Here is a 12,993-nt window from a genome sequence, read left to right on the forward strand (position 1 = left end):
CTTTGTGACTTTTTTACAGACATCCGACGTATGGCAAATGCTACCTTCACTCCCGTCAAAGCCTTGTAACACCGGACTCCTGTCCGACAATTGCGCCATTTTGCCGCTTTTTTGCCACCATTGCCCTCCAGATTGAATCGACCAACGGCCTCGGAGGCGGCAAAAAAGCTGTTATAAAGTTGCGCGCTAACTTATTAAGAGCCTTGCCTAATGCGTTCATTTTTCAAGACATGGCTAACCATTTGCCTTTTGATGCCACTGGCCGCCCACGCCACCAATCGTGAGCAACGTCTTCCTAACGTTAATGGTTACACCCCAAAATCCCATGCCTCTGCTCCTTCGAGCAAAGACAAGAAATCCGCTAAATATGCTCCAAGCCTGGCCAACGACAAAAGCGGCCTGGTTCCACCGATGGGCACCAAGGAAAGCAGCAACGTGCTGAGCCGCGCTGTGAACGTCCTTGGCACTCCCTATCGTTGGGGCGGCAGCAGCCCAAGCAAAGGCTTCGATTGCAGCGGCCTGGTAAAATACGCGTTCAACGACGCCACGTTCGACCTGCCACGCACCTCCAACGCCATGGCCAGCGGTCATGGGGAGAAAGTCGATCGCGACGACCTGAAGCCGGGCGACCTGATTTTCTTCAACATCAAGAGCCGTCGGGTCAATCACGTTGCCATTTACCTGGGCAACGACCGTTTCATCCACGCGCCACGTCGTGGCAAGTCGGTGTCCATCGATACCTTGAAGAAACCGTACTGGGAAAACCACTACGTGGTTGCCAAGCGGGTTCTGCCGAAAGAGCCGAATCAGCTGCGGGTTGTTCAGCGCTGATTGGCTAGCGCACACCTGACGGCGAGTACTTGTGGCGAGGGAGCTTACTCCCGCTGGAGTGCGTAGCGTTCCCGGTTTTTTGGGGTTGCTTCGCAACCCAGCGGGAGCAAGCTCCCTCGCCACAGGTAACATTGCAATTCTCAGAAGTTATCCGGTGACCGCGCCTTCTCCCGCGCATGTTCACGACTGACCAACCCCTTGGTCACCAGGTCCTTCAAGCTCATATCCAGCGTCTGCATCCCCAACGACCCTCCCGACTGAATCGCCGAGTACATTTGCGCCACCTTGTCCTCGCGGATCAGGTTGCGGATCGCCGATGTCCCCAGCATGATCTCGTGGGCCGCGATGCGTCCGCCGCCGATTTTCTTCACCAGGGTCTGGGACACCACCGCCAGCAGCGACTCGGAGAGCATCGAGCGCACCATCGACTTCTCGTCCCCCGGAAACACGTCGACCACCCGGTCGATGGTTTTCGCCGCCGACGTGGTGTGCAGCGTGCCGAACACCAGATGGCCGGTTTCGGCCGCGGTCAATGCCAGGCGAATGGTCTCCAGATCGCGCATCTCCCCCACCAGAATCACATCCGGGTCTTCCCGCAGTGCCGAACGCAAGGCGGTGGCGAAACTACGGGTATCGCGATGGACTTCACGCTGATTGATCAGGCATTTGCGCGACTCATGAACGAACTCGATGGGGTCCTCGATGGTGAGGATGTGGTGATGACGATGGGTATTGAGGTAATCGATCATCGCCGCCAGCGTGGTGGACTTGCCGGAACCGGTCGGGCCGGTCACCAGCACCAGGCCACGGGGAGCGTCGGTCATCTTGTGGAACACGCCGCCCATGCCCAGTTCGTCCATGCTCTGCACTTTTGACGGGATTGTGCGAAACACGGCACCCGCGCCACGGTTCTGATTGAACACATTGACCCGAAAGCGCGCCACGCCGGGCACGTCGAAGGAAAAGTCGGTTTCCAGATGCTTTTCGAATTCCACCCGCTGGGCGTCATTCATGATGGCATGGATCAGAGCCTGCACCTGTTGGTGATCCAGGGCCGGCAGATTGATGCGCCGCACATCACCGTCGACGCGAATCATCGGCGGCAGGCCGGCAGACAGGTGCAGGTCGGATGCCCCCTGTTTGGCGCTGAATGCCAGCAGCTCAGTGATATCCATAGCGCCTCTCAATTCCAGTAGAATGCCGCGAACCTTCAGACCGCTGGCGCCTCTTGATGTCCACCATAGCAGACAACATTCTTCAGGTTAGTTCGCGCATACATGCCGCAACACTTGCTGCGAACCGCGCCGAAAACAGCGTCCGGTTGCTGGCTGTGAGCAAGACCAAACCCGCTCAGGACCTGCGTGAAGCCTACGCCGCCGGCCTGCGCGACTTTGGCGAGAACTACTTGCAGGAAGCGCTGGGTAAACAGCTGGAACTGGCCGACCTGCCCTTGATCTGGCACTTCATCGGCCCCATTCAATCGAACAAGACTCGTGCTATCGCCGAGCACTTCGACTGGGTGCATTCCGTGGATCGTCTGAAAATCGCACAACGCCTGTCCGAACAGCGTCCCGCCGATTTGCCGCCCCTGAACATCTGCATTCAGGTCAATGTCAGCGGTGAAGCCAGCAAATCCGGCTGCGCCCCGGCCGACCTGCCGGCTCTGGCCAACGCCATCAGCGACCTGCCGCGCCTGAAACTGCGCGGGTTGATGGCAATCCCGGAGCCTACGGAAGATCGCGCCGCCCAGGATGCCGCTTTCGCTGCCGTGCAAAGCCTGCAAGCCAGCCTGAACCTGCCGCTCGACACACTTTCCATGGGCATGAGCCATGACCTCGAGTCAGCCATTGCCCAAGGTGCCACCTGGGTCCGTATCGGTACGGCCTTGTTTGGCGCCCGCGACTACGGTCAGCCTTGAAAAATGGCTGACTCTTCTCTTTATAAGGACCTGACATGAGCAAGACGCGTATTGCCTTTATCGGTGCCGGTAACATGGCCGCCAGCCTGATCGGTGGCCTGCGGGCCAAGGGTCTGGAAGCAGCGCAGATCCGCGCCAGCGATCCGGGTGAAGAAACCCGCGCCCGCGTGAGTGCTGAACACGGCATCAAAACCTTTGCCGACAACGCCCAGGCCATCGACGGTGCCGACGTGGTCGTGCTGGCGGTCAAACCCCAGGCGATGAAAGCCGTGTGCGAAGCCATTCGCCCAAGCCTCAAGCCCGATCAACTGGTGGTTTCGATTGCCGCGGGCATCACCTGCGCCAGCATGAACAACTGGCTCGGCGCACAGCCGATCGTGCGCTGCATGCCCAACACCCCGGCGTTGGTGCGTCAGGGTGCAAGCGGCCTGTTCGCGACAGCCGAGGTGTCCGCCGAACAGCGTCAGCAGGCCCAGGAGTTGCTGTCCGCGGTCGGCATCGCCCTATGGCTGAATGAAGAGCAGCAACTGGATGCCGTCACCGCCGTGTCCGGCTCGGGCCCGGCGTATTTCTTCCTATTGATCGAGGCCATGACCGCCGCCGGCGTGAAACTCGGCCTGCCAGCGGACATCGCCGCGCAACTGACCTTGCAAACCGCCCTGGGTGCCGCACACATGGCGGTCTCCAGCGACGTAGACGCTGCCGAGTTGCGCCGCCGTGTCACCTCGCCTGCGGGCACCACGGAAGCTGCAATCAAGTCGTTCCAGGCCAATGGCTTCGAAGCCCTGGTCGAAAAGGCACTCGGCGCTGCCGCGCATCGCTCGGCCGAGATGGCTGAGCAACTTGGCCGCTAATCAGCTCTTAAAAAGGACTCAATAATGCTAGGACTCAACGATGCTGCCGTTTTCATCATTAAAACCTTGGGCAGCCTTTATCTACTGATTGTACTGCTGCGCTTCATCCTACAACTGGTTCGGGCGAATTTTTACAACCCGCTCTGCCAGTTCATCGTCAAAGCCACCCAACCTCTGCTCAAGCCGCTGCGCCGGGTCATCCCGAGCATGTTCGGGCTGGATATGTCGTCGCTGGTGCTGGCGCTGATCGTGCAGATACTGCTGATGGCGGTCATCCTCACGCTCAAAGGCTTCGAGGTTAACTGGTTGCTGATTGCGCCATGGTCGGTGATCGCCCTGTTCTCGTTGTTTTTGAATGTGCTGTTCTACGCGATGATCATCAGCGTGATTCTCTCCTGGGTTGCCCCGGGCAGCCACAACCCAGGGGCTGAGCTGGTCGCGCAGATTACTGAACCGGTACTCGCCCCGTTCCGCCGCATCATCCCGAACCTGGGCGGCCTCGATATTTCGCCGATCTTCGCGTTCATCGTGATCCAGTTGCTGCAAAGCTGGCTGATCCCGCGCCTTGCGTACTATGCCTTCATGCCACAGGGTCTGCTCGGCCTGATCTGATGAGCTACTTCCGCTGGGACGGTGACGACCTGATTCTGGAGTGTCACCTGCAACCGGCAGCCCGCAGTGATGATTTCTGCGGGCTGCACGGCGATCGCCTGAAGATCCGCCTGACCGCGCCGCCGGTCGAGGGTAAGGCCAACGCGTATCTGATGGCGTTCCTGGCCAAGGCCTTTGGCGTGTCCAAGAGCCAGGTCAGCCTGATCAGTGGCGAGTTGAACCGGCAGAAACGGGTGCGAATCTGTTCGCCGAAGAAGTTGCCGGACTTGCCTGATCTGGTGCGCCCGGCAGGCTGACCGCGTCATCGTTCATCGCGAGCAGGCTCGCTTCCACATCTGAAATGCAATCCCTGTGGGAGCGAGCCTGCTCGCAATGAATACACCTCGTTACAGCTGGAGGAAAACAGCTCGGACCTTTGCTTGCCGCTAACCCCAGCGGTCTTTAGACTTACGCCTCATTTCAATGAGAGCAGGGTCGATGCCAGCTGCCTTTCCCCCCGATTCTGTTGGTCTGGTGACGCCGCAAGTGGCGCACTTCAGCGAACCCCTGGCGTTGGCCTGTGGACGTTCGCTCCCGGCCTATGACCTGATTTACGAAACCTACGGCACGCTCAACGCCACGGCGAGCAACGCCGTGCTGATCTGCCACGCCCTGTCCGGTCACCACCACGCCGCCGGTTATCACAGCGTCGACGACCGCAAGCCCGGTTGGTGGGACAGCTGCATCGGCCCCGGCAAGCCGATCGACACCAGCAAGTTCTTCGTGGTCAGCCTGAACAACCTCGGCGGCTGCAACGGCTCCACTGGCCCGAGCAGCATCAACCCGGAGACCGGCAAGCCGTTCGGCGCCGACTTCCCGGTGTTGACCGTCGAGGATTGGGTGCACAGCCAGGCGCGCCTGGCGGATCGCCTCGGCATCGCCCAGTTCGCGGCCGTGATCGGCGGCAGCCTCGGCGGCATGCAGGCGATGCAATGGAGCATCACCTACCCAGACCGCATCCGTCATTGCCTGGCCATCGCCTCGGCGCCCAAGCTGTCGGCGCAGAACATCGCGTTCAACGAAGTGGCGCGCCAGGCGATCCTCACCGACCCTGAATTCCACGGCGGTTCGTTCCAGGAACACAACGTGATCCCCAAGCGCGGCCTGATGCTGGCGCGGATGGTCGGGCACATCACCTACCTTTCCGACGATTCCATGGGCGAGAAATTCGGCCGCGGGCTCAAGAGCGAGAAGCTCAACTACGACTTCCACAGCGTCGAATTCCAGGTGGAAAGCTACCTGCGCTATCAGGGCGAAGAGTTCTCCGGGCGCTTCGACGCCAACACGTACCTGTTGATGACCAAGGCGCTCGATTACTTCGATCCTGCGGCGAACTTCGACGATAACCTGGCCAAAACCTTTGAAGGTGCCAAGGCCAAGTTCTGCGTGATGTCGTTCACCACCGACTGGCGCTTCTCCCCTGCCCGCTCGCGGGAACTGGTGGATGCGCTGATGGCCGCGCGCAAGGACGTCTGCTACCTCGAGATCGACGCTCCGCAAGGCCACGACGCCTTCCTGATTCCGATCCCGCGCTACCTGCAGGCATTCGGCAATTACATGAACCGCATTACGTTGTGAGAAAGCCATGAGAGCTGATCTGGAAATCATCCAGGAATGGATCCCCGCCGGCAGCCGCGTGCTCGACCTCGGGTGCGGCGATGGCGAACTGCTGACCTGGCTGCGCGACAACAAGCAAGTCACCGGCTATGGCCTGGAAAACGATGCCGACAACATCGCCGAGTGCGTGGCCAAGGGCATCAACGTCATCGAACAGGACCTGGACAAGGGCCTGGGCAACTTTGCCAGCAACAGTTTCGATGTCGTGGTCATGACCCAGGCGCTGCAAGCGGTGCACTACCCGGACAGGATCCTCGAGGAAATGCTGCGCGTCGGCCGTCAGTGCATCATCACTTTCCCGAATTTCGGTCACTGGCGCTGCCGCTGGTACCTGGCGAGCAAGGGCCGCATGCCGGTTTCCGAGTTCCTGCCGTACACCTGGTACAACACGCCGAACATTCACTTCTGCACCTTCGCCGACTTTGAAGCCTTGTGTCGCGAACGTGAAGCGAAGGTCATTGATCGGCTGGCCGTGGATCAACAACATCGGCACGGGTGGGCCAGCAAGCTATGGCCTAATCTGTTAGGTGAGATCGGCATCTACCGGGTCAGCAGCCCGGGACTTTCCGACCACAGGGTCGCAGTCTGATCCACCCTATTTCAAGGAGAACGATCATGGGTCGTCTAGCGTTGTTTCTACTCACTGCCTGCCTGAGCGTCACCACCATGGCCGCCGACGCCATCAAGAGCGAACGCAAGGAAACCTTCGGTGACGTGACGGTGCACTACAACACCTTCAACTCCACCTACCTGCTACCGGACGTTGCCAAGGCCGCCCAACTGACCCGCAGCAAGGATCAGGGCGTGATCAACATTACGGTGATCAAGGCCGGCACGCCGATGACGGCCGAGGTCAGCGGCACCGTCAAAGACCTGACCAGCCAAAGCTACACACTGAACTTCAAGCAGGTCACCGAGCAAGGAGCGATCTACTACATCGCCCAATACCCAGTACCCCAGCAGGAAGTCCGCACCTTCGACATCAAGGTGCAGACCGGCGACAAGATCAACACCATCAATTTCAACCAAGAGCTCTTCCCTGGCCAATGATCAACTTCACGCAACTCGTACTGGCCAGCCATAACGCCGGCAAACTCAAGGAACTCCAGGCCATGCTCGGCGAGTCGGTGCATCTGCGCTCGATTGGCGAGTTCAGCAGCGTCGAACCTGAAGAGACTGGTTTGTCGTTCGTCGAGAACGCCATCCTCAAGGCCCGCAATGCCGCGCGCATTTCCGGCCTGCCGGCGCTGGCCGACGACTCAGGGCTGGCGGTAGATTTCCTTGGCGGCGCGCCAGGTATCTACTCGGCGCGTTATGCCGACGGCAAGGGCGATGCGGCGAACAACGCCAAGCTGCTCGACGTGTTGAAAGTCGTGCCTGAAGCCGAACGCGGCGCGCAGTTCGTATGCGTGCTGGCACTGGTGCGCCACGCCGACGATCCGCTGCCGATCCTCTGCGAAGGTCTGTGGCATGGGCGAATCCTGACCCAGGCCAGCGGCGAGCACGGTTTTGGCTACGACCCGCTGTTCTGGGTGCCGGAGCGCGATTGCTCCAGTGCCGAAATGAGCCCTGGCGACAAGAACCAGATCAGCCACCGAGCCCGTGCAATGGATCTGCTGCGCCAGCGTCTGGGCTTGAAATGACCCGTGAATCATCCGCGTCGCCGCTGATCTTCGGCGGCGACGCTCAATCGCCTCGGGCGGCCCTGCCTGTGCTGCCGCCGCTGGCGCTGTACATCCACATCCCGTGGTGCGTGCGCAAATGCCCTTATTGCGACTTCAACTCCCACACCGCCAGCCCCGTGCTGCCGGAAGAAGAGTACGTCGACGCCTTGCTGGCCGATCTCGATCAGGACCTGCACGCCGTTTATGGTCGTGAGCTGAGCTCGATTTTCTTTGGTGGCGGCACGCCAAGCCTGTTCAGCGCTGATTCGCTGGGGCGCTTGCTCAAAGGCGTCGAACAGCGCATTCCGTTTGCCAGCGACATCGAAATCACGCTGGAAGCCAATCCGGGGACGTTCGAGCAAGACAAGTTCGTCGCGTACCGGAAACTGGGGATCAATCGCCTGTCGATCGGCATCCAGAGCTTCCAGCAAGAAAAGCTTGAGGCCCTGGGGCGGATCCACAACGGCGACGAAGCCGTACGTGCCGCCGGCATGGCGCGGCAGGCCGGGTTCGACAACTTCAACCTGGACTTGATGCATGGCTTGCCGAATCAGTCCCTGGACGATGCCTTGGCGGACCTGCGCACAGCCATCGCCCTGAAACCGACACACCTGTCGTGGTATCAACTGACCCTGGAACCGAACACGGTGTTCTGGAACCAGCCGCCGACACTGCCGGAAGACGACACGCTGTGGGACATTCAGGAAGCCGGGCAAGCGCTGCTCGCCGAACACGGTTACGCGCAATACGAAGTCTCGGCCTACGCCCTGCCCGGTCGCCCGGCGCGCCACAACCTCAATTACTGGAGTTTTGGCGACTTCATTGGCATCGGCGCCGGCGCCCATGGCAAGCTCAGTCATCCGGACGGACGCATCATTCGCACCTGGAAGACGCGCCTGCCGAAGGATTACCTGAATCCGGCGAAGAATTTCCTGGCTGGCGAGAAAGCGCTGGGCAACGATGAAATGCCGTTCGAATTCCTGATGAACGCGCTGCGCCTGACTGAAGGCGTCGAATCGCGGCTGTACCCGGAACGTACCGGCATGACGCTGGAAAGCCTTGCTGAAGGCCGCCGTGAAGCCGAACAAAGCGGCCTGTTGCAGGTCGAACCGTCACGTCTGGTAGCCACGATGCGCGGACAACTCTTCCTCAACGACTTGCTGCAGAAATTTCTGACATAAGGAAATCGAATGGATTTGGTACTCGACCTGCTTGCCACCGTGTCTCGCTGGAGCCGCAGCAACCTCTCGGAAATCGCCCTGGCCTTGGTGGGCTGCCTGCTGGTGCTGTTCGGTGCGGATTTCAAAGGCTGGGTCGAGCAGCGCCTGGGCAGCATCGCCGGCGCGTTGCGCGTGCCGCTGATGTCCCTGCTGTGCATGATCGGCAGCGGCGCGGCACTGATCTACGCCACGCCGTGGGTCGTGCGCGGCTTGAGCCAGTTCAACAACTACAGCCTGGCGCCGGTGTTGCTGGTGGTGCTGGTGTTGATTGGCGTGGTCGCTGACCGCCGCTGATTTTTTTGCCGAATACAAAACAACTGTAGGAGCGAGCCTGCTCGCGATAGCGGTCTGACAGTCAACTCAGATGTTGAATGTCATGGCCTCATCGCGAGCAGGCTCGCTCCTACAGTTTTTACAGCATTACGGCTTAGGACTGTTTCTCGAACTTCAAATCCCACACACCATGCCCAAGACGTTCGCCACGGCGTTCGAACTTGGTGATCGGGCGCTCGGCCGGGCGTGGCACGCACTTGCCGTCTTCAGCGAGGTTGCGGTAACCCGGCGCGACGCTCATCACTTCCAGCATGTACTCGGCGTACGGTTCCCAGTCAGTGGCCATATGCAGAATGCCGCCGACTTTCAACTTGCTGCGCACCAACTCAGCGAAAGACGCCTGAACGATACGGCGCTTGTGGTGACGGCTCTTGTGCCACGGATCCGGGAAGAACAGCATCAGGCGATCGAGGCTGTTATCGGCCACGCAGCGGTTGAGCACTTCGATCGCATCGCAATCGTAGACCCGCAGGTTGGTCAGGCCTTGCGTCAGCACGCCATTGAGCAACGCACCGACACCCGGACGGTGCACTTCGACGCCGATGAAATCCTGATCCGGTGAAGCCGCTGCCATTTCCAGCAGCGAATGGCCCATACCGAAACCGATTTCCAGCGAGCGCGGTGCCGAGCGACCGAACACCTGGTCGAAATCCACCGGCGCATCGGCCAGCGGCAGCACGAACAGCGGAGTGCCCTGCTCCAGGCCCTTTTGCTGGCCTTCGGTCATGCGCCCGGCGCGCATCACGAAACTCTTGATGCGGCGGTGTTGGCGCTCGTCGCCTTCTTCCGTCTGGATTGGCGTGTCGTTCGATTCAGTCATCAATGGCTCTTACTTGATCAGACCATCCAGCGGCGAAGAGGCGCTGGCATAGAGTTTTTTCGGCATGCGGCCGGCGAGGTAGGCCAGGCGACCTGCGACGATCGCATGTTTCATGGCTTCAGCCATCATGACCGGCTGCTGGGCGTGGGCAATGGCCGAGTTCATCAGCACCGCATCACAACCCAGCTCCATGGCAATAGTGGCGTCGGAAGCGGTACCGACACCGGCATCCACCAGCACCGGGATTTTGGCTTCTTCGAGGATGATCTGCAGGTTGTATGGATTACAGATCCCCAGACCGGAGCCGATCAGACCGGCCAGCGGCATCACCGCGATACAGCCGATTTCCGCCAATTGACGGGCGATGATCGGATCATCACTGGTGTAGACCATCACGTCGAAGCCTTCCTTGACCAGCGTTTCGGCGGCCTTGAGGGTTTCGATCACGTTGGGGAACAGGGTTTTCTGGTCGGCCAGCACTTCCAGCTTCACCAGGTTGTGGCCATCGAGCAGCTCACGGGCCAGGCGGCAGGTGCGCACGGCTTCGATGGCGTCGTAGCAACCGGCGGTGTTCGGCAGGAAAGTGTAGCGATCCGGCGACAGCACATCGAGCAGGTTCGGCTCGCCCTCGATCTGGCCAAGGTTGGTGCGGCGTACGGCGAAGGTGACGATCTCGGCACCCGAGGCTTCGATGGCCAGGCGGGTTTCTTCCATGTCACGGTACTTGCCGGTACCGACCAGCAAACGCGACTGGTAAGTACGACCGGCCAGGACGAAAGGCTTGTCGCTGCGAACGATGCTCATGGGAAATCCTCTGTAGGGGTGAGGTACTTGCAGAATTCTGTGGCCACTGGGCCGAGGCTGCTAGCCGCCGCCGATGGCGTGCACGACTTCGACGTTGTCGCCGTCGTTCAACGCGGTGTCTGCGTGCTGACTGCGCGGGACGATATCCAGATTGAGTTCGACCGCCACCCGGCGTCCGGTCAGGTCCAGACGGGTCAGCAGGGCCGCAACGGTTTCACCGTCGGGCAGTTCAAGGGATTCGCCGTTCAACTGAATGCGCATGCCGGATGCCGCCATCATTTTTAGGGGCTGGCATTCTAGCCCGATCAGTCAGGTCGACCCAAGCCATTCGTCATGAAATGGACCGTTAAGTCAGCTCAGGCGCCAGGCGGCAAGTCCGAGGCAAAACCAGCCCACCAGGAAGGCCAGGCCACCGAACGGGGTGATGATGCCGAGCTTGCTGATGCCCGTCAGCGTCAATACATACAGGCTGCCGGAGAACAGCAGGATACCGATGGCAAACGACGCAGCGGCCCATGTGGCGAGTCGACCGGGAATTTGCGTGGCCAGCGCTGCGATACCGAGCAACGCCAGGGCGTGAACCAATTGATAGGTGACGCCGGTGTGGAAGATCGCCAGGTACTCGGCGCTCAGGCGGTCCTTCAAGCCATGGGCGGCAAAGGCCCCGAGGCCGACACCGGTGAAGCCGAAAAAAGCGGCCAGTATCAGAAAGCCACGCAGCATGCAGAACTCCAGTCAGTTTCGATCCAAAGGGTCTGTATAATGGCCCGCTCAACGGGTTCGGCCAAGCCATCTCTATGCTGCGTATCTATTTCCGTCATTTCTCCAAGGCCGTGCTCTGGTTCATGGGTGGCAGCGTATTGCTGGTGCTGATCTTTCGCGTGGTACCGCCGCCAGGGACGATGCTAATGGTCGAGCGCAAGATCGAGTCCTGGTTCGACGGTGAACCCATCGACCTGCAACGGACCTGGAAACCCTGGGACGAGATCTCTGATGACCTGAAAGTCGCGGTGATTGCCGGCGAAGACCAGAAATTCCCGGAACATTGGGGCTTCGATATCGGCGCGATTCAGGCGGCGTTTGCCCATAACGAGCGCGGCGGTTCGATCCGTGGCGCCAGCACCCTGAGCCAGCAAGTCTCGAAAAACCTGTTCCTGTGGTCTGGCCGCAGCTGGCTGCGCAAAGGCCTGGAAGCCTGGTTCACCGGACTGATCGAAGTGTTCTGGCCCAAGCAGCGGATTCTTGAGGTGTACCTCAACAGTGTCGAGTGGGATGACGGCGTATTTGGTGCCGAAGCGGCGGCCCGACATCACTTTGGCGTGAGCGCCAGAAACCTCAGCCGTCAGCAATCGAGTTTGTTGGCCGCCGTACTGCCCAATCCTCGTGTGTGGAGTGCGAGCCATCCGACTTCCTACGTTTCGCGTCGGGCGGGCTGGATTCGGCAGCAGATGAGCCAACTGGGTGGCGACAGCTATCTGGTCGGGCTGAACGATTCGCGCCGGGCGCCTTGGGCCGAGTAACCGATCACCATTTTTTGAAACACTGAAGATCCCTGTGGGAGCAAGCTTGCTCCCACAGGTTCAATGTGATGCAAACAAATCAGGCACAAACAAAAACGCCCCGATCAATGATCGGGGCGTTTTTTATTGGTGCGCCAGGCATGGCGCGTTGCGCGTAAGCGCAACCAGCTTGGCTGTGGTGGCCACGCTGGTGACTTGGAGGTGAAAGTCCTCTACACACCCGGCAAGGGGAAGTGTTAGCCAGAGGCAAGGGTGTCGCGGGTGACTGCGAATCCGAAGGAAGCCCGAGGCAAAATGCTGGCCTGACGAACAGGAAGCGGATAGAGGCGGCGCAGCGGGGTAAGAAGGCCAATATCTTCAAAGCCCGATACTTGCACGGAACGCTGCGACGTAGATCCGACAGGCATAAGCAGGAAGGTCGCGCGAATTACCCTGGGAGATCTGTTTAGCCTGCCATGTGCTACCGGCGTCGCGAGATGACGGGATGGGCGACAGAAGTCAGCAGAGGCCGTAGTAGTTGCTCGAAACCGGAGTAATGAAGGGCTGAACCTGCCATGAGTGGATAGTCGGGTGTGATCTCTGTTGGAGCGTAAAGCAGAAACTCCGCGTAGCGGAGGTCAAGACCATTAGGAGGTAGGAGCCGGAAGCTCCGAGGGCCGGTCTGGGCGCTTAGATACCGCAGGCGACACATCAACGGAACCAAGCTCGCTGACGTTGTTTGTCAGTAGGCAGGAACCGCCGTATACGGAACCGTACGTACG

At 60.1% G+C, this 12,993-nt stretch carries 17 protein-coding genes; 12 read left to right on the forward strand and 5 right to left on the reverse strand.

Going from position 1 to position 12,993, the window contains the following annotated elements; translation table 11 throughout:
- Window positions 1-210 precede the first annotated feature (210 nt).
- Window positions 211-831: a C40 family peptidase gene (locus tag KGA96_RS01080; protein WP_046039247.1), complete on the forward strand. Its 621-nt coding sequence runs from the start codon at window positions 211-213 to the stop codon at window positions 829-831.
- A 140-nt stretch (window positions 832-971) separates the two neighbouring features.
- On the opposite strand, the gene KGA96_RS01085 is transcribed toward KGA96_RS01080, so the two are convergent.
- Window positions 972-2,006: a type IV pilus twitching motility protein PilT gene (locus KGA96_RS01085; protein WP_046039245.1), complete on the reverse strand. Its 1,035-nt coding sequence runs from the start codon at window positions 2,004-2,006 to the stop codon at window positions 972-974.
- Between the two features lie 56 nt (window positions 2,007-2,062).
- Here KGA96_RS01085 and KGA96_RS01090 point away from each other — a divergent pair, with 56 nt between their 5' ends.
- From KGA96_RS01090 to KGA96_RS01135, 10 genes are all read left to right on the forward strand, one after another.
- On the forward strand, window positions 2,063-2,749 hold the full coding sequence (locus KGA96_RS01090; protein WP_046039244.1) for a YggS family pyridoxal phosphate-dependent enzyme: 687 nt from the start codon (window positions 2,063-2,065) through the stop codon (window positions 2,747-2,749).
- A 35-nt stretch (window positions 2,750-2,784) separates the two neighbouring features.
- On the forward strand, window positions 2,785-3,603 hold the full coding sequence (gene proC / locus KGA96_RS01095) for a pyrroline-5-carboxylate reductase (RefSeq protein WP_046039242.1): 819 nt from the start codon (window positions 2,785-2,787) through the stop codon (window positions 3,601-3,603).
- 24 nt (window positions 3,604-3,627) lie between these two features.
- The gene (locus KGA96_RS01100; protein WP_046039240.1) at window positions 3,628-4,215 is read left to right on the forward strand and encodes a YggT family protein; all 588 of its coding nucleotides are present in this window, start codon (window positions 3,628-3,630) and stop codon (window positions 4,213-4,215) included.
- On the forward strand, window positions 4,215-4,511 hold the full coding sequence (locus tag KGA96_RS01105; RefSeq protein WP_046039238.1) for a DUF167 domain-containing protein: 297 nt from the start codon (window positions 4,215-4,217) through the stop codon (window positions 4,509-4,511). Before KGA96_RS01100 ends, KGA96_RS01105 begins: the two co-directional genes overlap by 1 nt.
- A 181-nt stretch (window positions 4,512-4,692) precedes the next feature.
- Window positions 4,693-5,832 carry a homoserine O-succinyltransferase MetX gene (gene metX, locus KGA96_RS01110; RefSeq protein WP_046039236.1) on the forward strand — a complete coding sequence of 380 codons (1,140 nt, stop codon included), beginning with the start codon at window positions 4,693-4,695 and terminating at the stop codon, window positions 5,830-5,832.
- Window positions 5,833-5,839: 7 nt separating this feature from the next.
- The gene (gene metW, locus KGA96_RS01115; protein WP_046039234.1) at window positions 5,840-6,460 is read left to right on the forward strand and encodes a methionine biosynthesis protein MetW; all 621 of its coding nucleotides are present in this window, start codon (window positions 5,840-5,842) and stop codon (window positions 6,458-6,460) included.
- 26 nt (window positions 6,461-6,486) lie between these two features.
- Window positions 6,487-6,921 carry a DUF4426 domain-containing protein gene (locus KGA96_RS01120; RefSeq protein WP_046039232.1) on the forward strand — a complete coding sequence of 145 codons (435 nt, stop codon included), beginning with the start codon at window positions 6,487-6,489 and terminating at the stop codon, window positions 6,919-6,921.
- Window positions 6,918-7,514, forward strand: a complete 597-nt coding sequence (gene rdgB / locus KGA96_RS01125; RefSeq protein ID WP_046039230.1) for an RdgB/HAM1 family non-canonical purine NTP pyrophosphatase — start codon at window positions 6,918-6,920, stop codon at window positions 7,512-7,514. Before KGA96_RS01120 ends, rdgB begins: the two co-directional genes overlap by 4 nt.
- Complete coding sequence (hemW, locus tag KGA96_RS01130) at window positions 7,511-8,716, forward strand: radical SAM family heme chaperone HemW (protein ID WP_046039228.1); 1,206 nt, start codon at window positions 7,511-7,513, stop codon at window positions 8,714-8,716. Before rdgB ends, hemW begins: the two co-directional genes overlap by 4 nt.
- Window positions 8,717-8,725: 9 nt before the next feature.
- Window positions 8,726-9,049, forward strand: coding sequence for a DUF3392 domain-containing protein (locus KGA96_RS01135; protein WP_007987827.1), 324 nt, complete (start codon window positions 8,726-8,728; stop codon window positions 9,047-9,049).
- 133 nt (window positions 9,050-9,182) lie between these two features.
- Here KGA96_RS01135 and trmB read toward each other — a convergent pair whose 3' ends face one another.
- The 4 genes from trmB to KGA96_RS01155 form a co-directional block, all read right to left on the reverse strand.
- Entirely contained in the window at window positions 9,183-9,908 is a 726-nt protein-coding gene (gene trmB, locus KGA96_RS01140; protein ID WP_046039226.1) for a tRNA (guanosine(46)-N7)-methyltransferase TrmB, read from the reverse strand.
- A gap of 9 nt (window positions 9,909-9,917) precedes the next feature.
- Complete coding sequence (locus KGA96_RS01145) at window positions 9,918-10,712, reverse strand: thiazole synthase (RefSeq protein WP_008051425.1); 795 nt, start codon at window positions 10,710-10,712, stop codon at window positions 9,918-9,920.
- 60 nt (window positions 10,713-10,772) lie between these two features.
- Window positions 10,773-10,973: a sulfur carrier protein ThiS gene (gene thiS, locus KGA96_RS01150; protein WP_162184594.1), complete on the reverse strand. Its 201-nt coding sequence runs from the start codon at window positions 10,971-10,973 to the stop codon at window positions 10,773-10,775.
- A 90-nt stretch (window positions 10,974-11,063) separates the two neighbouring features.
- Complete coding sequence (locus tag KGA96_RS01155) at window positions 11,064-11,435, reverse strand: DUF423 domain-containing protein (RefSeq protein ID WP_046039225.1); 372 nt, start codon at window positions 11,433-11,435, stop codon at window positions 11,064-11,066.
- Window positions 11,436-11,509: 74 nt separating this feature from the next.
- On the opposite strand from KGA96_RS01155, the gene mtgA reads away from it, so the two are divergent.
- The gene (gene mtgA, locus KGA96_RS01160; protein ID WP_046039224.1) at window positions 11,510-12,232 is read left to right on the forward strand and encodes a monofunctional biosynthetic peptidoglycan transglycosylase; all 723 of its coding nucleotides are present in this window, start codon (window positions 11,510-11,512) and stop codon (window positions 12,230-12,232) included.
- The last annotated feature ends 761 nt before the right edge of the window (window positions 12,233-12,993 follow it).

Source organism: Pseudomonas sp. GL-R-26, assembly GCF_019947365.1.
Classification (GTDB): domain Bacteria; phylum Pseudomonadota; class Gammaproteobacteria; order Pseudomonadales; family Pseudomonadaceae; genus Aquipseudomonas.

What these genes read in the sequence shown, in the direction of transcription:
- KGA96_RS01080 (WP_046039247.1), top strand. Translation starts at nt 211, where the DNA reads ATGCGTTCATTTTTCAAGACATGGCTAACCATTTGCCTTTTGATGCCA.
- KGA96_RS01085 (WP_046039245.1), bottom strand. Translation starts at nt 2,006, where the DNA reads ATGGATATCACTGAGCTGCTGGCATTCAGCGCCAAACAGGGGGCATCC.
- KGA96_RS01090 (WP_046039244.1), top strand. Translation starts at nt 2,063, where the DNA reads ATGTCCACCATAGCAGACAACATTCTTCAGGTTAGTTCGCGCATACAT.
- proC (WP_046039242.1), top strand. Translation starts at nt 2,785, where the DNA reads ATGAGCAAGACGCGTATTGCCTTTATCGGTGCCGGTAACATGGCCGCC.
- KGA96_RS01100 (WP_046039240.1), top strand. Translation starts at nt 3,628, where the DNA reads ATGCTAGGACTCAACGATGCTGCCGTTTTCATCATTAAAACCTTGGGC.
- KGA96_RS01105 (WP_046039238.1), top strand. Translation starts at nt 4,215, where the DNA reads ATGAGCTACTTCCGCTGGGACGGTGACGACCTGATTCTGGAGTGTCAC.
- metX (WP_046039236.1), top strand. Translation starts at nt 4,693, where the DNA reads ATGCCAGCTGCCTTTCCCCCCGATTCTGTTGGTCTGGTGACGCCGCAA.
- metW (WP_046039234.1), top strand. Translation starts at nt 5,840, where the DNA reads ATGAGAGCTGATCTGGAAATCATCCAGGAATGGATCCCCGCCGGCAGC.
- KGA96_RS01120 (WP_046039232.1), top strand. Translation starts at nt 6,487, where the DNA reads ATGGGTCGTCTAGCGTTGTTTCTACTCACTGCCTGCCTGAGCGTCACC.
- rdgB (WP_046039230.1), top strand. Translation starts at nt 6,918, where the DNA reads ATGATCAACTTCACGCAACTCGTACTGGCCAGCCATAACGCCGGCAAA.
- hemW (WP_046039228.1), top strand. Translation starts at nt 7,511, where the DNA reads ATGACCCGTGAATCATCCGCGTCGCCGCTGATCTTCGGCGGCGACGCT.
- KGA96_RS01135 (WP_007987827.1), top strand. Translation starts at nt 8,726, where the DNA reads ATGGATTTGGTACTCGACCTGCTTGCCACCGTGTCTCGCTGGAGCCGC.
- trmB (WP_046039226.1), bottom strand. Translation starts at nt 9,908, where the DNA reads ATGACTGAATCGAACGACACGCCAATCCAGACGGAAGAAGGCGACGAG.
- KGA96_RS01145 (WP_008051425.1), bottom strand. Translation starts at nt 10,712, where the DNA reads ATGAGCATCGTTCGCAGCGACAAGCCTTTCGTCCTGGCCGGTCGTACT.
- thiS (WP_162184594.1), bottom strand. Translation starts at nt 10,973, where the DNA reads ATGCGCATTCAGTTGAACGGCGAATCCCTTGAACTGCCCGACGGTGAA.
- KGA96_RS01155 (WP_046039225.1), bottom strand. Translation starts at nt 11,435, where the DNA reads ATGCTGCGTGGCTTTCTGATACTGGCCGCTTTTTTCGGCTTCACCGGT.
- mtgA (WP_046039224.1), top strand. Translation starts at nt 11,510, where the DNA reads ATGCTGCGTATCTATTTCCGTCATTTCTCCAAGGCCGTGCTCTGGTTC.